This window comes from Paraburkholderia dipogonis (genome assembly GCF_046027395.1).
Taxonomy (GTDB): domain Bacteria; phylum Pseudomonadota; class Gammaproteobacteria; order Burkholderiales; family Burkholderiaceae; genus Paraburkholderia; species Paraburkholderia dipogonis_A.
On the sequence record NZ_JAQQEG010000047.1, the window covers coordinates 30033 to 50869 of the forward strand.

19 protein-coding genes are annotated in these 20837 nt (G+C 64.5%); 15 read left to right on the forward strand and 4 right to left on the reverse strand.

Features of this window, described 5'->3' with window-relative positions; translation table 11 throughout:
- Positions 1-221 precede the first annotated feature (221 nt).
- Together glgA and glgC are read right to left on the reverse strand one after the other, a co-directional pair.
- Positions 222-1682, reverse strand: coding sequence for a glycogen synthase GlgA (glgA, locus tag PQR32_RS35160; protein ID WP_408238357.1), 1461 nt, complete (start codon positions 1680-1682; stop codon positions 222-224).
- 61 nt (positions 1683-1743) lie between these two features.
- Positions 1744-3006, reverse strand: a complete 1263-nt coding sequence (gene glgC / locus PQR32_RS35165) for a glucose-1-phosphate adenylyltransferase (protein ID WP_408238360.1) — start codon at positions 3004-3006, stop codon at positions 1744-1746.
- 406 nt (positions 3007-3412) lie between these two features.
- Between glgC and PQR32_RS35170 the strand changes: the two genes are divergently transcribed.
- Both PQR32_RS35170 and PQR32_RS35175 read left to right on the forward strand, forming a co-directional pair.
- Positions 3413-4564 (forward strand): alpha/beta fold hydrolase, encoded by a 1152-nt coding sequence (locus PQR32_RS35170; protein ID WP_408238363.1) that lies wholly within the window; start codon positions 3413-3415, stop codon positions 4562-4564.
- A gap of 110 nt (positions 4565-4674) precedes the next feature.
- Positions 4675-5046 carry a hypothetical protein gene (locus PQR32_RS35175; RefSeq protein ID WP_408238366.1) on the forward strand — a complete coding sequence of 124 codons (372 nt, stop codon included), beginning with the start codon at positions 4675-4677 and terminating at the stop codon, positions 5044-5046.
- 53 nt (positions 5047-5099) lie between these two features.
- On the opposite strand, the gene PQR32_RS35180 is transcribed toward PQR32_RS35175, so the two are convergent.
- Entirely contained in the window at positions 5100-6095 is a 996-nt protein-coding gene (locus PQR32_RS35180) for an LLM class flavin-dependent oxidoreductase (protein ID WP_408238369.1), read from the reverse strand.
- 307 nt (positions 6096-6402) lie between these two features.
- Here PQR32_RS35180 and PQR32_RS35185 point away from each other — a divergent pair, with 307 nt between their 5' ends.
- Genes PQR32_RS35185 through PQR32_RS35205 form a run of 5 tightly spaced genes read left to right on the forward strand, consistent with a single transcriptional unit; the run spans position 6403 to position 11643 of the window.
- Positions 6403-7482, forward strand: coding sequence for an LLM class flavin-dependent oxidoreductase (locus tag PQR32_RS35185; protein WP_408238372.1), 1080 nt, complete (start codon positions 6403-6405; stop codon positions 7480-7482).
- Positions 7483-7493: 11 nt separating this feature from the next.
- Positions 7494-8318 (forward strand): class II aldolase/adducin family protein, encoded by an 825-nt coding sequence (locus PQR32_RS35190; RefSeq protein ID WP_408238375.1) that lies wholly within the window; start codon positions 7494-7496, stop codon positions 8316-8318.
- A 13-nt stretch (positions 8319-8331) separates the two neighbouring features.
- Positions 8332-9402: an ABC transporter substrate-binding protein gene (locus PQR32_RS35195; protein ID WP_408238378.1), complete on the forward strand. Its 1071-nt coding sequence runs from the start codon at positions 8332-8334 to the stop codon at positions 9400-9402.
- A gap of 34 nt (positions 9403-9436) precedes the next feature.
- Positions 9437-10045: a cysteine dioxygenase family protein gene (locus PQR32_RS35200; RefSeq protein ID WP_408238381.1), complete on the forward strand. Its 609-nt coding sequence runs from the start codon at positions 9437-9439 to the stop codon at positions 10043-10045.
- Positions 10042-11643: a rhodanese-related sulfurtransferase gene (locus tag PQR32_RS35205; protein WP_408238384.1), complete on the forward strand. Its 1602-nt coding sequence runs from the start codon at positions 10042-10044 to the stop codon at positions 11641-11643. Before PQR32_RS35200 ends, PQR32_RS35205 begins: the two co-directional genes overlap by 4 nt.
- Before the next feature lie 81 nt (positions 11644-11724).
- On the opposite strand, the gene PQR32_RS35210 is transcribed toward PQR32_RS35205, so the two are convergent.
- Positions 11725-12636: a LysR family transcriptional regulator gene (locus PQR32_RS35210; protein ID WP_408238387.1), complete on the reverse strand. Its 912-nt coding sequence runs from the start codon at positions 12634-12636 to the stop codon at positions 11725-11727.
- Positions 12637-12881: 245 nt separating this feature from the next.
- Here PQR32_RS35210 and PQR32_RS35215 point away from each other — a divergent pair, with 245 nt between their 5' ends.
- The 8 genes from PQR32_RS35215 to PQR32_RS35250 all read left to right on the forward strand — a co-directional run bounded on the left by PQR32_RS35215 (position 12882) and on the right by PQR32_RS35250 (position 20729).
- On the forward strand, positions 12882-13811 hold the full coding sequence (locus PQR32_RS35215; protein WP_408238390.1) for an ABC transporter substrate-binding protein: 930 nt from the start codon (positions 12882-12884) through the stop codon (positions 13809-13811).
- A gap of 22 nt (positions 13812-13833) precedes the next feature.
- On the forward strand, positions 13834-15024 hold the full coding sequence (locus tag PQR32_RS35220; RefSeq protein WP_408238393.1) for an acyl-CoA dehydrogenase family protein: 1191 nt from the start codon (positions 13834-13836) through the stop codon (positions 15022-15024).
- 534 nt (positions 15025-15558) lie between these two features.
- Complete coding sequence (locus tag PQR32_RS35225; protein WP_408238396.1) at positions 15559-16110, forward strand: hypothetical protein; 552 nt, start codon at positions 15559-15561, stop codon at positions 16108-16110.
- Between the two features lie 28 nt (positions 16111-16138).
- Entirely contained in the window at positions 16139-17092 is a 954-nt protein-coding gene (locus PQR32_RS35230; protein WP_408238398.1) for a patatin-like phospholipase family protein, read from the forward strand.
- A 269-nt stretch (positions 17093-17361) separates the two neighbouring features.
- Complete coding sequence (locus PQR32_RS35235) at positions 17362-18051, forward strand: ABC transporter permease (RefSeq protein WP_408238401.1); 690 nt, start codon at positions 17362-17364, stop codon at positions 18049-18051.
- 4 nt (positions 18052-18055) lie between these two features.
- The gene (locus PQR32_RS35240) at positions 18056-18769 is read left to right on the forward strand and encodes an ABC transporter permease (protein WP_106285972.1); all 714 of its coding nucleotides are present in this window, start codon (positions 18056-18058) and stop codon (positions 18767-18769) included.
- Positions 18770-18850: 81 nt separating this feature from the next.
- Positions 18851-19642 carry an ABC transporter ATP-binding protein gene (locus PQR32_RS35245; RefSeq protein WP_408238403.1) on the forward strand — a complete coding sequence of 264 codons (792 nt, stop codon included), beginning with the start codon at positions 18851-18853 and terminating at the stop codon, positions 19640-19642.
- 37 nt (positions 19643-19679) lie between these two features.
- Positions 19680-20729: a GlxA family transcriptional regulator gene (locus PQR32_RS35250; protein ID WP_408238406.1), complete on the forward strand. Its 1050-nt coding sequence runs from the start codon at positions 19680-19682 to the stop codon at positions 20727-20729.
- Positions 20730-20837: the final 108 nt, after the last annotated feature.

Consider the following 20837-nt stretch of genomic DNA (forward strand, 5'->3'; position numbering starts at 1 on the left):
TAGCACCCGGACGCCTCATGCGGCAGGACTGCTTCAGATGGTGCAGGAAATCGGCACACTCTGCATCGTCAGGAAACAATACATGAGTTTGCGTTGCGCGAGTCGATCGGCCCCGTGTTGTTGCGCCGATCCATCAGACATGGACGTGGTGAAGGACGGTTGCGAAGCCGCCGCCGGCTCGTAAAATCTGCGTCGCCTGGTTGCCCAGCAGCCGTCCGGGCTCAGGCGAGCTCGCGATACAACGCCAGATAACGCTCCGCCGAGGCGCCCCAGCCGAAGTCCTGACGCATCGCTCGCCGCTGGGTCGCCTTCCACTCGGTGCGGCGTCCATAGAGCGCGAAGGCGCGGCGGATCGCCGCGCCGATACCCTTCGGTTCGAATCGCTCGAACACGAAACCGGTGGCGAGGTCGTCGGCGAGATTTTCGAGCGACACGTCCACCACCGTGTCCGCGAGACCTCCCACGCAATGCACGAGCGGCAGCGATCCATAAGCCAGCGCATACAGTTGCGTCAGACCGCACGGCTCGAAACGCGAGGGCACCGCGATCACGTCGCTGCCCGCGACGATCGTGTGCGCGAGCGTTTCGTCGAATCCCAGTTCCACCGCCACGGATTCGGGATGCGTATGCGCGACGCGTTTCAAACCATTCTCCAGCGCCGGGTCGCCGGTGCCGAAGACGATCAGTTGTCCGCCGTGTTTGACGATCTCGGGCACTGCCTCGAGCAGCAGGTCGAGGCCTTTCTGCTCGGTCAGGCGGCTCACCACGCCGAACAGCAGCGCATCGCTTTTCTGTGCGAGGCCGAAGCGTTTTTGCAACGCTTCCTTGCACGCCAGTTTGCCGGCGAGCCGCGTCGCGCTGTAGTGGTTCTCGAGCAGCGTGTCCGTGCTGGGACACCAGACCGTGTAGTCGACCCCGTTCAGAATGCCGCTCAGGTCGTGCGAGCGATGGCGCAGCAGACCGTCTAGCCCGCCGCCCTGAGCTAGCGTCTGGATTTCGCGTGCATAGGTCGGGCTGACGGTGGTGATGCGGTCGCTGTAGTAGAGGCCCGCCTTGAGGAACGACAGTTGCCCGTAGAACTCGACGCCATGCACGGCGAAATAATCGTCTGGCAGGCCGAGCTGACCGAACTGATGCGCGGGAAACACGCCTTGATACGCGAGGTTGTGCACCGTGAAGACGCTGCGCGCGAAGCGGCGGCCATGCTGGCGTTCGGCGGCTTTCAGATAGGCCGGCGCGAGACCCGCGTGCCAGTCGTGCGCGTGAATGATCTGCGGCGACCATGCGGGGTCCAGTTGCTGCGCGAGTTGCGCGGCGACCCAGCCGAGCAGCGCGAAACGTTGGGCGTTATCGCCGTACGGCACGTGTTCGTCGTTCAGATAGGGATTGCCGGGCCGATCGTATAGCGTGGCCGCGCGGATCACATAGACCACCAGACCGTTCACCGCCAGCGTGCCCCGTTCGAGTACGACACCCGGCGCGTCGAAGCGGCGGCCGAGTTGCGCGACCGGCGTCAGGTCGGTCAAACCCGCGACCACCGCCGGGAAGCCGGGCAACAGCACCCGCACATCGGCGCCGCGCTCGATCAGCGCAGGCGGCAACGCGCCCGCGACGTCGGCGAGACCGCCCGTTTTGAGAAGGGGATACAGCTCGCTTGCGACGTGCAGGGCGCGAATCGTCATAGGCTCCGTCTCTGTCCTGTTAGTGCGGGTTGGGTGGGCCGGCGGTAACCGGCCTGACTGACTACGCCTTCTGCCGCAATGCTTCCGGCGTGACCAGCACGACGCCGTCGTCGGTACGGTAGAAGCGTTCGGCGTCGCTCACCGGATCTTCGCCGATCACGGTCCCGTCCGGTATCGCGCAGCCGCGGTCTATCACCACTTTCTGCAGCCGGCAGCTCGCGCCGACGGTGACCTGCGGCAACAAGACTGCCTCACTAATATTACAGAACGAACTCACTTTCACATTCGACGACAGCACCGAGCGCGAAATCTGCGAGCCCGAGATCACGCAGCCGCCGCACACGATCAGATTGTTGCCCGAGCCTTGCAGCCCCTTCAGGTCGCGCACGAACTTGGCGGGCGGCAACTGTTCCTGGTACGTCCAGATGGGCCAGTTGCGATCGTAGAGATCGAGCGTCGGGATGGTGGAAGCGAGGTCGAGATTGGCGGCCCAGTAGGCGTCGATCGTGCCGACGTCGCGCCAGTACGGCTCCACGTTCGGATCCGACGATACGCACGACATGCTGAACGGATGCGCGATCGCCGTGCCTTGGGTGACGACGCGCGGCAGGATGTCCTTGCCGAAGTCGTGATCGGTGTCGACGGTGGAGATGTTCTCTTCGAGCAGCGAATACAGATAATCCGCGCTGAACACGTAGATGCCCATGCTGGCGAGCGCCGTATCCGGGCGGCCCGGAATGCAGGGCGGATCGGCGGGCTTTTCCAGGAAGTCGGTCACGCGGCGGTTTTCGTCGACGTGCATCACGCCAAAGGCCACCGCCTCCATGCGCGGCACCTCGATACAGCCGACTGTGCAATCCGCGCCGCTCTCGGCGTGGTCGGCGATCATGCGCGTGTAGTCCATCTTGTAGATATGGTCGCCCGCCAGCACCACCACGTATTTCGGCCGGATCGAACGGATGATGTCGAGGTTCTGGAACACCGCGTCCGCGGTGCCGCGATACCAGTGCGCGCCTTCCACGCGCTGTTGCGCGGGCCACAAGTCGATGAATTCGCCCATCTCGCCGCGCAGGAAACTCCAGCCGCGCTGCAGATGGCGTAACAGCGAGTGAGCCTTGTATTGCGTGACGACCGCGATGCGGCGGATGCCGGAGTTCAGACAGTTGGAGAGCGCGAAGTCGATGATCCGGTATTTGCCGCCGAAGTGCACGGCCGGCTTGACGCGTTTGTTGGTAAGCGGCCCAAGCCGCGTGCCCCGTCCGCCCGCAAGGACGATGGCGAGGGTGGTGCGTTGCAGATCGTTCAGCCGTGCCGGAGTGTCCATGTCTGTCTCCTGATTAGTATGCCCCGGATGGTTGGGTCGCTTGCTCTCCCCTGATGAATCGTGCTGCGAGGCGGCTCCGTCTTCGCGGGCCCGTCTGCTAGTTCTAGCACTGATTTGCCGCGGGCGAGTAGTCTGAATTGTGCGGATGCCGCTCGTGCGCCCACCCTGCGCACGATCACCCCTTGCATCGCGGCGATCCGTGCGCCACGACACACATAGAGCGTGAGGGGCCGAGCCGCAATATGCGTGCCACGGCCGCCATGCCGCTGTCAGCCAGCACCGGCGGCGGCAGAGTCGGGCGGCGCGTCGTAGAATCGTGCGCTCCCGGCCGGAGGTTCGGGCGTTGGTCTCACCGTGCGTTTGCCTCGCATGCCTTCCGTGTGTTCTCCCTTTAGAAAAAACTTCGATGAGTTTTCGCCGCCTGTCCTTGCTCGCCACGCTGAGCGTTTGCGCGCTAGCCGCCACCTCCGCGCCCGCCGTTTTGGCGGCGTCAGCCGCCACGCCGGCGAGCGCCGCCGCGCCCGCGAGTGCCGCCGCGCGGAGCCAGGCGAGCGTGGCTAGTCCGGCCAGCCAGGCCGCTTCCGCCGCGACGAGCGCCGCCGGCGATACCGGTCAGGCTTACGGTCCCGAGTTGCAAGGGTTCAACTATCCGGCGCCGGTCGAACAGTACGACTTCACCTCGCAAGGGGTGGCGCTGCATATGGCGTACATGGATATCAAGCCGGCGAAGGCGAACGGCCGCACCGCGGTGCTTTTGCACGGCAAGAACTTCTGCGCGGCGACGTGGGACGTGACCATTCATCGGCTGAGCGACGCCGGCTATCGCGTGATCGCGCCGGACCAGATCGGCTTTTGCAAGTCGAGCAAGCCCGAGCACTATCAGTACAGTTTTCAACAGCTCGCGCGCAATACGCATGCGTTGCTGGAATCGCTCGGCGTGACCGATGCGACCATGATCGGCCATTCCACCGGCGGCATGCTGGCGATCCGCTACGCGCTGATGTATCCGCGCGAGACGCAGCAACTGGTGCTGGTCAACCCGATCGGTCTGGAGGACTGGAAGGCGAAGGGCGTGCCCTCCTTATCCGTGGATCAATGGTATGAGCGGGAACTGAAGACGACCGCCGAAGGCATTCGCCGCTACGAGCAGACCAACTATTACGCAGGGCAGTGGCGCGCCAACTACGAACCGTGGGTGCAGATGCTGGCGGGCATGTATCGCGGCCCGGGCAAGCAGATCGTCGCGTGGAATTCCGCGTTGCTGGACGACATGATTTATACGCAGCCGGTAGTGTACGAACTGGGGCAGTTGAGCGTGCCGACGCTGTTGCTGATCGGGCAGAAGGACACCACGGCGATTGGCAAGGACGCCGCTTCTCCTGAGGTGCGCGCGAAGATCGGCCATTACCCGGAACTCGGCAAGGCCACGGCGAAGGCGATCCCGCATGCGACGCTCGTCGAATTCGCCGAGTTGGGGCATGCGCCGCAGATGCAGGATTCGCAGGCGTTTCATAAGGCGTTGCTGGATGGGCTGGCGGCGGTGCCGGCGAACCGGTGAGAGTTCAAACGGCTTTCTGTCCTAGCCACCGTATTCCCACGTTGTTCACCGCTAGGCAAAACTGCTGGGGGATCCAAACTGGAAGATTCCATTTTGAGGGAGTAGAGAGGATGGAAAAAGGCCAGCTTTACGGGGTCTTCATTGAGCGCGCAGCGGTGCAACTCGGTATCGAGATATTTTTGAGGTATGACGAAGCGCGGCAGTTCGTCTCTGCCTGCCAGAATGCCGGAATGGCAATTCTTGGAATCGACGGCGTACGCATTGATTCCCGCCAGGTGATGCCCTATATCGACGCTATTGCCGACTATTCCCCGACAAGGGTTCTGGAATGGGATGAGTATCGTGATCGATGCAATCGGCTCGCCCTGGAATTTCTACGGCAAGCAGCTGCGGAGAAAGGCGCGGATACGTGCTTCTGTTTTGAAGTTCTCGATCACGCTGAATACGTTGACTGTTTGAAGAAAATCGCCGTCGCCCGATAGGGGCTGACAGAAAAGGGCAGCCACGAGCTGCCCTTTTTTACATTTCAACGAGGTTACTTACCCGCCGCCAACTCCTCCCGCACTTGCGCGCCAATCTCAAACGAGCGCAACCGCGCCTTATGATCATAAATCTGCGCGGTCAGCATCAACTCATCCGCACCGGTTTGATCGATGACCGACTTCAAGCCTTCGCGCACCGCCTCACGATCGCCCAGCACCGTGCAGGCGAGCGAGTGCGCCACGCCATTCAATTCCATCTCCGACGCCTCGAGCCTTTCAACCGGCGGCTGCAACTGCCCCGGCGTGCCGCGTCGCAGGTTGATGAACTGCTGCTGCAACGAGGTGAAAAGACGCTGCGCCTCTTCGTTCGTATCGGCGGCGAACAGATTGACGCCGACCATCGCATACGGCTTGTCGAGCGTAGCCGACGGACGGAATTGCGAGCGATACACCTGCAACGCCGTCAGCATGTAATCCGGCGCGAAATGCGAAGCGAACGCGAACGGCAACCCCAACGCCGCCGCGAGTTGCGCGCTGAAAAGCGACGAGCCGAGCAGCCACAGCGGCACGTTCAGCCCCGCGCCCGGCACCGCGCGAATGCGCTGGCCCGGCACGGGGTCGGCGAAATAACGCTGCAATTCGACGACGTCATCCGGGAAAGAATCCGCGCTGTTCTGCAGATCGCGGCGCAGCGCGCGAGCGGTGCTCTGATCGGTGCCGGGCGCGCGGCCGAGGCCCAGGTCGATGCGGTCGGGATAAAGCGAGGCGAGCGTGCCGAACTGTTCGGCGATGACGAGCGGCGCATGGTTCGGCAGCATGATGCCGCCCGAGCCGACGCGGATCGTTTTCGTGCCACCCGCGACATAGCCGATCACCACTGAGGTCGCCGCGCTGGCGATGCCCGTCATGTTGTGATGTTCCGCGAGCCAGAAGCGGCGGTAGTTCCAGTTTTCCGCATGCTGGGCGAGGTCGAGCGTATTCCTGAACGCGTCCGCCGGCGTGGCGCCCGCGGTGACCGGCGAGAGGTCGAGGACCGAGAAGGGGATCATTGTCTGTTCACTTGTTGTTTCCGGCGCTGTCGCGCGATGGGGCATTCTCGCAAAGGTTGTGCTTTTCTGCTGACGGCCTCGCGATGTCCACGTTCGTGAAAGGGGGTTTGCTCGCACGCCGTGCCGGGAAGGCAAAACGCTGTGCCAGAAGCCCCGAGCGTTACATGCAAATCCGATATAGATATGGCCGATCAATATTTAACAAGCGCATGTCGCGCTGCTACCTTAACCCCTCGCACGAAAGCCATGCATCCAGCCAGTCACGTCACCGCCCCGCCGGGCAGAAACCATTCAGGGAGACACGAACGTGTCCATCGAATTCATCGGCATGATCCAGACCCGCAAGGTGTCCGAAACCCACGCGGCGCAAGGTCCCGTCATCGACATCGATTACGTCGAACAGTTTGCCCGCGCACATGAGGAAGCGGGCTTCGATCGCATCCTCGTGCCGCATCATTCCACCAGCCCCGATGCGCTGTTGACGATCGCGCACGCGGCGAGCGTGACCAGCAAGGTGCACTTCATGCTCGCGCATCGGCCGGGCTTTGTCGCGCCGACGCTTGCCGCGCGTCAACTGGCGACGCTCGATCACTATTCGGGCGGCCGTCTCGCGGTGCACATCATCTCCGGCGGCGACGACACGGATCAGCGCCGCGACGGCGACTTCCTCTCGCATGACGAACGCTACGCGCGCACAGACGAGTATCTGCACATCCTGCGGCGCATCTGGACCGAAGCCAAACCGTTCGATCACAACGGCCAGTACTACCGCTTCGAACAGGGCTTCTCCGAAGTGAAGCCGGTGCAGCAGCCGCATATTCCGGTGTACTTCGGCGGCGCGTCGGCGCCCGCGCTCGAAACCGCCGGCCGTCACGCGGACGTTTACGCGCTGTGGGGCGAGTCGAAGGCGCAAGTGCGCGAACAGGTCGCCCGCGTGCGGGCGGAAGCCGCGAAGCACGGCCGCAGCGTGCGCTTCTCCGTGTCGTTCCGGCCCATTCTCGCGGCCACGGAAGCGGCGGCCTGGGAGCGTGCGGAACACATTCTCGAAGAAACCAGGCGGCTGCGCGCGGCGCAGGGGATCGGCGTGGGCGGCCCGGCCCAAAGTGAAGGCGCGCGGCGGCTGCTCGCGGCATCGGGCGATTCGGATCGCGTGGACGAACGCTTGTGGACCGGCGTCGCGAAAGAAATCGGCGGACGCTCGAATTCGACCGCACTCGTCGGCACGCCGGAACAGGTGGCCGATACGCTCGCCGAGTATTACGCGCTCGGCGTCTCGACGTTCCTCGTACGCGGCTTCGATCCGCTGGAAGACGCCATCGACTACGGTCGTGAACTGATTCCCGCCACCCGCGAACGCGTTACGCGCGTCGAGCGCGTGGCGGCGTGAACGGAGGCGCGATGACCGATCTTTCTCTCACTACGTTTGCGAAGGAACCACCAGCAATCCAGCGTCATGCGCCGCAACGCAAATTCTGGTTCGACGACGTTGCGCCGCGCGAGAGCGTCGCCGCTGAACGCCGCTATCGGCAGGAGCGGCTCGCCGTGGCGTTTCGTCTGTTCGCGCGCTACGGTTTCGATCAGGGGCTCGCCGGCCACATCACCGCGCGCGATCCGGAATGGCCCGATCACTTCTGGGTGAATCCGTTCGGCAAGCATTTCAGCCGCATCCGCGTGTCGGATCTGTTGCTCGTGAATGCCGAGGGCGAGATCGTGGTCGGCGAGGGGCCGGTCAATCAGGCGGCCTTCGCGATTCACGCGGCGATTCACGAAGCGCGCCCCGACGTGGTTGCGGCGGCTCATACGCATTCGCTGTACGGCAAGGCGTGGTCGACGCTGGGCCGCACGCTCGATCCGTTGACACAGGACTCGTGCGCGTTCTATCAGGATCACGCGTTGTTCGACGATTTTCGCGGCGTCGTGCTCGATACCGATGAAGGCGCGCGCATCGCCGCCGCGCTCGGCGAGCGCAAGGCGGTGATCCTCAAGAATCACGGCATTCTCACGGCCGGTCCCAGCGTCGAAGCGGCGGCATGGTGGTACATCGCGCTCGATAACGCGTGCCATGCGCAACTGCTCGCTGAAGCCGCGGGTACGCCGCAAGCGATTCCGCACGACATCGCCACGCTCACGCATGAGCAGGTCGGCCGCGCGGGCGGCGCGTTGTTCGCGTTCCAGAGCCTGCTGGAAGGGCTCGTCGAAGCCGAGCCCGACGTCCTCACCTGAACGCTCACACACGATGACTCAACGTTCGAATCCGTCGGTTTCGCACCGGCGCCGCCGGCTCGTGGCTGCGCTGTCAACCGCGTTACCGGCTGCGGCATGGCTCGGCGCCGGTAGCGCTTTGACTGCCCGAGGCGCCATTGCTGCCACACCCGCGTCCGCGCCGAGCAGCGCCACCACCGATGCGCGTCTGGATCCAGGGAAAGTCCGCCTGCGTGTCGCCACTTACAAAGGTGGCGACGCCACGCTGCTGAAAACCGCGGGCCTGACCGATACGCCTTACACGATCGACTGGTCGGAATTTCAATCGGGCAACGCGATGGTCGAAGCGATGAACGGCGGCTCGCTCGATATCGCCTCGGGCAGCGAGATTCCACCGATTTTCGCGCGCCTGCAGAACGCGCAGGTCCGCGTAATCGCCGTCTACAAGGACGATGTGAACAACCAGGTCGTGCTGGTGCCCAAAGGCTCCACGATCCGCTCGATCGCCGATCTGAAGGGCAAGCGCGTGGGCTATCTGCGCGCGACCACCACGCATTACTACTTGCTGCGCATGCTCGAGGAAGCGGGACTTTCGTTCAACGACATCCAGGCGACGTCGCTCGCGCCGCGCGACGGCTTCGCCGCTTTCAACGCCGGTTCACTCGATGCCTGGGCGATCTACGGCTACAACGTGCCGCTCGCGATCTCGCAGGCCGGCGCGCGCGTGCTGAAAAACGCCAACGGCTATCTGTCCGGCAATTACCTGTACTACGGTCATCCGGCAACGCTCGCCGATCCGCTTCGGCGCGCCGCGTCGGCGGATCTGCTGGTGCGCCTGCAACGCGCGTGCACCTGGTTCAGCCAGCATCAGGACGCGTACGCGAAGGTGCTGTCCGCCGAGTTGCGCGTGCCGGAGGAGGCGATCCTCTCGCTTTATCGCAATCAGAGCCAGGCGCGCCGCGTCACCGGCATCACGGCGGCGGATATCGCCAGCGAGCAGCAGGTGGCCGATACCTTCGCGCGTGCCGCCGTGATCGAACGGCGTGTCGATGTCGCACCGCTGTGGACCGACACCTTCAACGCCGCGCTCGCCCACGGTGCGTGAGCGCGCCATTCGAACCTATCTTCTGAAACACTCGATGACTCACGCCCTGAGGCCGGACCGCCTGCGCGCGTTCGCCGGCCGGATTGCGTCGCTCGTCGACGAAGCGGCGCCCGAAGCGCATCTGCTGGAGACCGGCGGCGCCGCACTGCGCGAACTGATCGCCCACGACGATTGGCTGCCCGATGCCTTCGCGCAACCCGATCCCGAACGGTATCAACAGTACCTGCTGTACGCCGACGCGCGGCAGCGTTTTTCAATCGTCAGTTTTGTGTGGGGACCCGGGCAGGCGACGCCGGTGCACGATCACACCGTCTGGGGTTTAATCGGTGTGCTGCGTGGCGCGGAAATTGCACAGGGTTACCGTATCGCCGCGGACGGCGCGTTGCAGGAAGACGGCGCGGCAAAGCGACTCGGCGCCGGCGCCGTGGATGCGGTGTCACCGCGCATCGGCGATATTCATCGCGTGAGTAACGCTTTTAGTGACCGTACGTCGATCAGCATTCACGTGTACGGTGCAAATATCGGTGCGGTGAAACGGTCCGTCTATCCGGGCGGTGCCGCCCGCAAGCCGTTTATCTCCGGCTACGCGAACGACGTGTTGCCGAATATCTGGAATGTGGCAAAGGAGTCCCCGATCTCATGAGTTTCGTTCAGGCATTTCGTACCCGATCATTCGAAGACGTGCGCCGCACACTGCTCGAGCGCGAGGAGATCGCGCTCGTCGACGTGCGCGAGGAAGATCCGCACGCCCGCAGTCATCCGCTGTTCGCCGCCAATCTGCCGCTGTCGCGGCTCGAACTCGACGCGCCCGTGCGCTTGCCGCGCCAGGCGGTGCCCATCGTGGTGTTCGATTCCGGCGAAGGACTCGCCGAGCGCGCCGCGCGCCGTCTGGGCGAGCTGGGCTATACCGACGTCGCCCTGCTTGAAGGCGGTTTGCAAGGTTGGCGCGAGGCCGGCGGCGAACTGTTCCAGGACGTCAACGTGCCGAGCAAGGCGTTCGGCGAGCTGGTGGAAAGCGTGCGTCATACGCCGTCGCTGGCCGCGCCGCAAGTGCAGGCGCTGCTCGATCATGAAGCCGACGCGGTCGTGCTCGACGCACGCCGCTTCGACGAATATCACACCATGAATATTCCCGGCAGCATCAGCGTGCCGGGCGCGGAGCTGGTGCTGCGCGCGCGCCAGCTGGCGCCGAACCCGGCGACGCGGATCATCGTCAATTGCGCGGGGCGCACGCGCAGCATTATCGGCGCGCAGTCGCTGATCAATGCGGGCGTGCCGAATCCGGTCGCGGCGCTGCGCAATGGCACCATCGGCTGGACACTGGCCGGCCAGGCGCTCGCGCACGGCAGTTCGCGCCGCTTCGAGCCGATTGCCGACGATCAGTTGCGTCTGGCCGCCGCCGACTCGGCGCGCACGGTGGCGGATCGCGCGAAGGTGGGCCGCACTTCACGCGACGAAGCGCGCCGCTGGGCCGGCGAAGCGGTACGCACCGTGTATCGCTTCGACGTGCGCACGCCGGAAGAATACGAAGCGGGCCACGTGCCCGGTTTTCGCAGCGCGCCGGGCGGCCAGCTCGTGCAGGAAACCGATATGTTCGCGCCGGTGCGCGGCGCGCGCGTGATCCTCGCGGATAACGACGGCGTGCGCGCGAACATGACCGCGTCGTGGCTCGCGCAGATGAATATCGAGGTGTATGTCGTCGATGGTTTGATGGCGGCGGACTTCGGCGAGAAAGGTGCGGCGCCCGCGGTCCGCCATGCGCCCACGCCGCCCGACGCCGATGAGATCACGCCGGCCGGACTGGTCACGCTGCTGCAATCGCGGGGCACCGCCGTGCTCGATTTCACCAGCAGCGCGAACTATGTGAAGCGGCATATTCCCGGCGCGTGGTTCGTGATTCGCGGCGAACTCGAGAAGGCACTGCACAAGCTGCCGGATGCGCAGCGTTTCGTGGTGACCTGCGGCAGCAGCGAACTCGCGCGCTTCGCCGCTCCCGAAGTGGCGGCATTGACCGGCAAGCCGGTGCAGGTGCTGAGCGGCGGCACGACGGCGTGGATCGAAGCGGGCTTGCCGCTCGAGGGTGGCGAGACGCGCATGGCGTCGCCGCGCATCGATCGTTACCGGCGGCCTTACGAGGGCACCGATAACGCGCGCGAAGCGATGAACGCGTATCTGGAATGGGAGTATGGTCTCGTCGCACAACTCGGGCGCGACGGCACGCATGGGTTTCGCGTGATCTGAGCGGTTTGCCTGGATGAAGCCGTCGAACAGGCGAGGCGGTCGAACCCGGCGAACCAGGCGAAGTGAGCGAGGCGGCGCGGCTCAAGCCGCGCGCTGCGCGCGCGCTTCCTTGAACTGCCGCTCGACGGCCGCGCCGAAGCGCTCGACAGGCTGTTGCAGTTTGCCGAGCACGCGCGGCTGCACGAGCCAGATGTCGATCAGCGGCTTGAAGTCGCTGACCGGGATGATATCGAGCGTGTCCGCGTGCGCGCTCGCCTGGAGTAAAGGCAGCGGCACGAGACCAAGACCGTTGCCATCCGCGACGAGTTGCAATTGCAACTCGGTGCCGAGCGTTTCCAGGTTCAGCTTGAGGGCAAGCCCGAGACCGGTCAGCGCGCGTTGCAGGCCATCGCGGAAACCGCAGCCGTCCGGATTCAACACCCAGCCGATCGACTGGCATTCCGCCAGCGTGTGCGCACGCTTTTTCAGCAGCCCTTTCTGCGCGACCACCGCCAGTTTGATGCGGCCTAGCGAGCGCGCCGACAGCGCGTCGTCGAAGGTCTTGTTGCTGGGTAGCAGGATCGCCGCGGCGTCGAGTTCGCCCTGTTCCACGCGTTGCAACAACTGGCTGCCCCAACCGGTCGACGCGCGCGCCTGCAGATCGGGATAGTCCGCTTTCAGGCCGCGTATCGCCTCGGTCAGCGCGATATCCGCGATAGTCTGCGCGACCCCGAGACGCAGCGTGCCGACCGGCGGCGTGTCGGTGGCGACGATCTCGCGCAGCACGTCGAGTTCGCGCTGGATCACGCGGCACTGTTCGTAGACGATGCGTCCCGTGGCCGTCGCCTTGAGCGGGCGCGTATTGCGGTCGAGCAGTTCGACGCCGAGCGCTTCCTCGAAATTCTGCAGGCGGCGCGTGATCGCCGGTTGCGTGAGGCCGAGCGAGAGCGCTGCCTGCTGCAGCGATTGACAGCGAATCACGGTGACGTAAGCGTCGATTTCGTCGATCTTCATGATGAGCGGTGAGCGGATAGAGGCGCAAAAGAATGCGCTCGATGATACCCGCGCCGGCATCTGATCGTGTCGGGTCATGCAAGAAAATTTCGCATATTTGCTTAGCAGAATAATGCGTTTGTCTTATACAAAGGGCTGCCTTATCGTCGATGGCAAATCAACTCGTTGCCACGACGTACGCGCTGCCCATGACGACCTTCCGTTTTTCTTTCGCAATCCGATCTGTTCTGCGACACGTGTCGTCCATGACGCCCGGCGTTGCCGCGCTTGCTGCGTCAACGTTGCTGTGCGCCGCGCCTTCGTATGCCGCCGATGTGCCGGTGCTCAAAGTCGGCGATCAAGCCTTGCAAACGCGCGGCATTCTGGAAGCGTCCGGTCAGTTGAAAGACCTGCCGTACAAGATCGAATGGTTCAACTTCCCGGCAGCGCAGCCGCTCGGCGAAGCATTGAATGCGGGCGCGGTCGATGTCGGTGGACTCGGCGATGCGCCGCTCGTCTTCGCGCTTGCCGCCGGCGCGCGGGTGAGGGCGGTCGCGGCGACGCGCTCGAATCCGCTGGATCTGGCGATCGTCGTCGGCGCGCAGTCACCGCTAAACGACGCGGCGAGTCTGAAGGGCAAGCGCATTGCCACGACGCGCGGCTCGATCGGTCACTACCTCGCGCTCGCCGCACTGAAAAAGGCCAACGTGCCACTCACCGACGTCACCTTCGTATTCCTCGCGCCCGCCGATGCGAAAGCGGCGCTCGCCTCGGGCAGCGTCGACGCATGGTCGGTGTGGGACCCGTACACCGCGCTCGGTGAAGCGCGCGATCACGACCGCATCATCGCCAACGGCGTCGGTCTGTCGGAAGGGCTGAGCTATCAGGTCGCGACCGAACGCGCGATCACCGAGAAACGCGCGCAACTCGCCGACTTTTTACGGCGCGTGGCGATCGGCCAGCGCTGGGCGCTCTCGCATCCCGACGAAGTCGCGACGATGCAGTCGCGTGTCACGGGTCTGCCGACTGATGTGCTGAAGACCGTCTATCAGCGCGGCCAGGTGCATCCGGTGGCGATCGACGACAGCGTCGTGGCCGCACAGCAACGCACGGCGGACACCTACGAAGCCGCCAATGTGATTCGCGCGCATCTGGACGTGCGCCCGAGCTTCGATCGCAGCTTCCCTTTGCCTTGACGCGGCCAGCCGGAGTCTCCGCATGAATGCCCCGGTTGCCGACAGCGCCGTGACGCGGCGTCATCCGCCGCTCGATAGCGATGCATTCGACGCATTGCTGGCGCAACTCACGAATGAGTTCGCCGCGAGCGCCGCGCAGCACGACCGCACGGCTGAATTCCCGCATGCGAATCTCGCGCGCCTGCACGAGTTCGATCTGCTTTCGCTGACGGTGCCCGCCGCGCTCGGCGGCGCGGGCGCGAGCCTTCTGCAGGCCTTGAAGGTGGTGCGCGCGGTGGCGCGCGGCGAGCCGTCCACGGCGCTAGTGCTGGTGATGCAGTATCTGTTTCATCATCGCTTGCAGGGCAATCCGCATTGGCCGCTCGAACTGCGGGAACGTGTCGCGCGTGATGCCGTGCGTGAGGGCGCTTTGATCAACTCGCTGCGCGTCGAACCCGAACTCGGCAGTCCGGCGCGCGGCGGCTTGCCGTCTACGCTCGCGAAGCGCCGCGCGGACGGCTGGGTGATCGACGGCAGCAAACTGTATTCGACCGGCAGTCCCGGTCTCACCTGGCTCGCAGTGTGGGCGCGCAGCGACGAGACGCCGCCGCGCGTCGGCGTGTGGCTGGTGCACCGCGACACGCCCGGCGTGCGGGTGGGCAACGAGTGGAATCATCTCGGCATGCGCGCCACCGGCAGTCACGAACTGGTGTTCGACAACGTGTTCGTGCCGGCCGCGCATGCAGTGGACGTGCATCCGCCGGGCGCGCCGGGTGCCGGGCTCGATGCGCTCGGCGTGGCGTGGATGAGCGTGCTGTTGTCGGCGGTCTACGACGGCGTCGCGCGGGCCGCGCGCGACTGGTTCGCGCAATGGGCCGCCGAGCGCACGCCCGGTAATCTCGGCGCGCCGCTGTCGAGCCTGCCGGCCTTCCAGCAGACGCTCGGCCGCATCGACGCGCTACTGTTCAGCAATCGCGTGCTGCTCGACGCGAGCGCGCGTGCCGAACACGTGACGCTCGACGAAGCGCCGCTCGTCAAATACACGGTGACGAATCAGGCGATCGAGGCCGTGCAACTGGCGATCGAAGCGAGCGGCAACCCCGGTCTTTCGCGCGACAATCCGCTCGAGCGTCACTATCGCGACGTGCTGTGCGCGCGGATTCATACGCCGCAAAACGACTCGGTGCTGCAGGCGGCGGGACGCGCGGGCTTTGCATCGTTCCCGCGCGATTAAGACTCTTTCTAACGTCGCTGAAGGCCGCGCCAACCGACGCAAATCATCTGCCGATTCGGTGTAAACGCGCTCTCGTCTAAACCCGCCAATGCGTTTAGATTAACTGCACTTGGAAGGCTTATCGAGGGACCAGGGCGGCCAATCAAGCAGCGGTTTGCCATTCCGGCGATGGCGCAAGGTCAGCAGCCAAGGTTGCTCACCGCTTCGCCCGGGACCAGACCGCTGCGCGTCGTCCGCGGTGCTTCGTTTTCAGGCGGCTAGCTGGCCGCTGTCACTTTCCCGGTTGACCGTATCGACCGACCCGGCGACGCTTTGCACAGCGTCGCCTTTTTGCTTGTGGCGACGGTTTTTCACGTGGTTTTGCCACGCGGCCTTCCGCTGTCGCCGTCTCTTGCCTGCGCCATCGTGTACGACCGCGCACACCGCTGTGCCGCGCTCGCTCGCGGTTTTCCTCGTGCGCGGTTATCCTGTAGTAGACACTACACAACCGGATGCGGGCCTTCGCAGCCTGCGTCCGTACAGGAAAAACTCGCTGTGAGCCTCAAACTCATTACTGTCGCCATGCTGGCCGCGTGCATCGCGTTGACCGGTTGCGACGACCAATCGAGCGACCGCGCCGTGCAAAAACTCAAGGAATTCTTTAACGCCGTCAAACCGGATGCGCTATTGCTCAAGGACATGACGCCGGGCGTCACGACCGAAGCGCAGATTCGCGATCAGATGGGCAAGCCCGAAACCGAGCGCACGTTCACCGACGGTTCGAAGCGCTTCGAATATCCGCGCGGCCCGCAAGGACTGAACACGTACATGGTCGACATCGATCGTGACGGCAAATTGCAGGCGATCACCCAGGTGCTGACGGCGGCCAACTTCGCGAAGATCCGCATGGGCATGAGCGAGGACGAAGTGCGCCGCCTGCTCGGCAAGCCCGGGCAGATCGCGGTTTTTCCGCTCAAGCCGGAAACCGTGTGGAGCTGGAAGTGGCGTGAAGGCGGCGTCACCGAAGAAGGGATTTTCAACGTGCATTTCGACCAGTATCAGAAGGTGTACACGACATCGCGCTCCGACGTGATCCGAGGGCGATAGAAGTTAGAAGACAGAAGCGGGGAAGAAGATGATTCGTCGACGTCGATACAGCCGGATCGGGCTGGTGTTAGGGGGCGGCGCCGCGCGCGGCTGGGCGCATATCGGCGCGATTCGCGCGCTGCACGATGCGGGCATCAAGCCCGATGTGGTCTGCGGCACGTCGATCGGCGCGCTGGTGGGCGCGGTGTACGCGAACGGCGATCTCGACTGGCTCGAGGAGTGGGTCGCACGGCTCACCTGGCAGACGGTGGTGCGGCTGCTCGATCTGCGTCTCTCGGGCGGCCTGCTCGGCGGGCGCAAGGTGATCCAACTGTTCGCCGACAAATTCAACGGCCGTTCGATCGCGCAATTGAACATGCCGTTCGCGGCGGTCGCCACCGAACTTGATTCGGGCCGCGAAAGCTGGCTGCAGGACGGCAGCGTGGTCGACGCGGTGCGCGCCTCGATTGCGATTCCCGGGATTTTCACGCCGGTGTGGCACAACGGTGTCTGGCTGGTGGACGGCGGCTTGAGCAACCCGGTGCCGGTTTCGGTGGCGCGCGGGATGCGCGCGGACTGCGTGATCGCCGTCGACCTGAACAACGATATTCTGAACGGCCGCGATTTCGGCGGCGCGGTGGTCGACACGCCCGCCATCGATCCGAACGCGCCGCCGCCGCTCGCATTGCGCCGCAACGGCAAGCCCTGGCCGCGCTGGCTCGCGCCCGCCGAGGCGCGCGCCACCGACGACGTGCGCGTGCCGCCCGCGCCGAGCGCGCGCGTGCCGTCCATGCTGAGTTCGATCGCGCAGAGTATCGACATCATGCAGGTGCGGATTACGCGCAGCCGCCTCGCGGGCGAGCCTGCGGATATCCTGATCCAGCCGCGTCTGGGCGGCATGGGGATTTTCGACTTTCACCGCGCGGCGCCGGCCATCGAGGAAGGGCGCGCGGCGGTGGAATATATGCTGCCCGCAATTCGGGCAAGGCTGGGGATTGACTAACGTCTATCGAAAAAGCGACCCGAAACTTGCTAAATCGCGGCGGCGCTCGCCGCGCGCTTCTCGCCTTACAAATCCCAATTCCCCGCAAAACCAAGCGCTGCAAGCCGCGCGGCACGCCAAAGCACGTCTTGCTGCGTCGCAGCAAAGCGCTGGCGCGCCTTTGAGAAATTAATTTTCACTTGCGAGACTCCGCGCCATGCTGGACGAGTGGGGCAGATACAAGCCGACACCGTCCGAGACGTCCTCAAACAACCTGGATGGAGACACGCGTGTTCCTATACGGCTTTGGTCCGGTGTTGCTGGCCGGCACGATCCAGACGATCGAGCTGTCCGTCCTGTCGCTGGCGGCCGCCGTGCTGCTCGGCCTCGCGGGCGCGGCGGCGAAACTCTCGTTCAATCGTCCGCTGCGGGCGATCGCGACCGGCTATACGACGCTGATCCGCTCGGTGCCCGACCTCGTGCTGATGCTGCTGCTGTTCTACAGCATCCAGATCGCGGTCAACAATCTCACCGACGCGCTGACTCTCCCGCAGTTCGATATCGATCCGTTCGTGGCCGGCGTGCTGACGCTCGGCTTCATCTACGGCGCGTACTTCACCGAGACCTTTCGCGGCGCCTTTCTCGCGGTGCCGCGCGGCCAGCTCGAAGCGGGTAGTGCGTACGGCATGAGCGGCGCGCGCGTGTTCACACGCGTCCTGTTCCCGCAGATGATGCGTTTCGCGCTGCCGGGCATCGGCAACAACTGGCAGGTGCTGGTGAAGGCGACGGCGCTGGTGTCGATCATCGGTCTCGCCGACGTGGTCAAAGCCGCGCAGGACGCCGGTAAAAGCACCTTCAACATGTTCTTCTTCATCCTGGTCGCCGCGCTGATCTATCTGGCGATCACCACCGCGTCGAATCTCGTGCTGATCTGGCTGGAAAAGCGCTATTCGATCGGCGTGCGGCACGCGGAGCTCTAAGACCATGATCGACATCCTCAATCAATTCTGGCGCGCGTTCCTGTACTGGGACGGCCAGCGCATGTCCGGGCTCGCGGTCACGCTGTGGCTGCTGGTGGCGTCGATCGGAATCGGTTTCGTGCTGGCGATTCCGCTGGCGGTGGCGCGCGTGTCGAAGAAGCGCTGGCTCTCCACGCCGGTGCGTCTTTACACTTACGTGTTTCGCGGCACGCCGCTGTACGTGCAGTTGCTGCTGATCTATACCGGCATGTACAGCCTCGAATTCGTGCGCTCGCATCAGGTGCTGGACGCGTTTTTCCGCAGCGGTTTTCACTGCGCGATTCTCGCCTTCGCGCTGAACACCTGCGCCTACACCACGGAGATTTTCGCCGGCGCGATCCGTTCGACCTCGCACGGCGAAGTGGAAGCGGCACGCGCCTACGGCATGAGCTGGTTCACGATGTACCGGCGCATTGTGATACCGTCCGCGCTGCGCCGGGCCTTGCCGTTGTACAGTAACGAAGTGATCCTGATGCTGCACGCCACCACGGTCGCTTTCACGGCCACGGTGCCGGACATCCTGAAGGTGGCGCGCGACGCGAACTCGGCCACCTACCAGTCGTTCGACGCGTTCGGCCTCGCGGCGCTGATTTACCTGGTGGTGTCGTTCGCGCTGGTGGCATTATTTCGCCGCGCCGAGCGTCATTGGCTGGGTTACCTGGCGGTGCGCACGCATTGAAACGCGCCGTGTTTGCAGTGGGCGGCGCGGCATCCGCGCGCCGTCACGAAGATTGATCCGTATTTTCAAAGGGAGAGCATCTTGCTCCACACGACTCAAACCGAAGCTTGCAAGCTCGCCGTACAGGACATCCACAAGCGCTACGGCGACAACGAAGTGCTCAAGGGCGTGTCGCTCAACGCGAACAAGGGCGACGTGATCAGCATCATCGGCGCGAGCGGGTCGGGCAAGAGCACCTTCTTGCGCTGCATCAATTTCCTCGAGCGGCCGAACGCCGGGCAGATCGTCGTCGACGGCGAAACGGTGAAGACCAAGACCGATCGCGCCGGCAATCTCGAAGTCGTCGATCACAAGCAGCTGCAGCGCATCCGCACCAAGCTCGCCATGGTGTTCCAGCATTTCAACCTGTGGGCGCACATGAATGTGATCGAGAACATCGTCGAAGCGCCGATTCATGTGCTGGGTCTGAAGCGCAAGGAAGCCGAAGACCGCGCGCGCGAATATCTCGAGAAGGTCGGTCTCGCGCCGCGCCTCGAAAAACAGTATCCGTCGCATCTGTCGGGCGGTCAGCAGCAGCGGGTGGCGATTGCCCGCGCGCTCGCGATGAACCCGGACGTGATGCTGTTCGACGAGCCGACTTCCGCGCTCGATCCCGAACTGGTCGGCGAAGTGCTGAAGGTCATGCAGAAGCTCGCCGAAGAAGGCCGCACCATGATCGTCGTCACGCACGAAATGGGTTTCGCGCGCAACGTGTCGAACCATGTGATGTTCCTGCATCAAGGCCGAACTGAAGAAGAAGGCTTGCCCGCGGAAGTCCTGACCTCGCCGCGCAGCGAGCGGCTCAAGCAGTTCCTCTCCGGCAGCCTGAAGTAACGCGCGGCTCGCGCCGTAGCGTTTGACTCGCTCAGCGATGGCTCGCACGTCCAGCCCGGCTCGCACCACGCAGGTCGCAATCGTCGCCTTGCCGCCCGTGTCGATGTCGGGCGTCGGGCCGATTGTCGACGCGCTCAATCTCGCCAATGAAATCGACGGCCGCGCACTGTACCGCGTGCAGGTGTGCTCGTGGGACGGCCGCGCGGTGCCGCTCGCGGGCGGCGCGCACTGGCCGGCCGACGCCGCCTTCGGCGATGCGATCTTGTGCGACTGGCTGATCATCGTCAGCGAGCGCTTTCAGCAATTCGCCGATTACCGCCTCTTTCTCGCCAGCCTGTCGCGCGTCGGCCAGCGCACGCCGCTCGTCACCGGCATTCATCACGGCGTGTGGTGGCTCGCCATGGCAGGGCAGTTGTCCGGCTATCGCGTGAGCGTCAATTGGGAAACCTATCAGCAGTTCTCCGAGCAATTCGAGCGCTCCATCGTCACGCAACAGATCTTCGAAATCGACCGCGATCGCGCCACCTGCGCGGGCGGCCAGGCGACCGTCGACTTCATGCTGGCGATGATCGGCCGTGAGCACGGTCCCGAACTCGCGGATCGCATTGCGGATACGCTCGGCGTGGGCGTGTTGCGCGCGGGCGAGGAGCGGCAGCGCATTCCGTTCGTGACCGCGCCGGGCGAACGCCATCCGCGCCTGAACGACGCGTTGCTGCTGATGGAAGCGAATATCGAAGACCCGCTCACCACCGACGAGATCGCGGGTCTGGTCGGCGTGTCGCGGCGGCAACTGGAGCGCCTCTTTCGCCAGTATCTCGGCTCGATGCCGTCCAAATACTATCTGGGACTGCGGCTTTCGAAAGCGCGCACGCAATTGCAGCGCACCAGCAAGTCGGTGGTGCAGATCAGTCTCGCTTGCGGATTTTCGTCGGCGGCGCACTTTTCGAATGCGTACCGCGAACGCTTTGGTGTCACACCGCGCGAGGATCGTCGTAACTGGATCGACAAGCAGACCGGCGCGAGCGGCGCCGCGGCCAGCGAGCCACGGCCGGGCGCGCTGATCGAGCGGCCGGATCAGGCGGATTGAAACGGACTGAAAGGCGGACCGAAACGCGGCCCAAAGCGCCTGGCCCGGCGCTCAACGCCCGCCGTTCGCGTGGAACCTCATAGAAAGCGTCGCGTATGCGCAAGACGT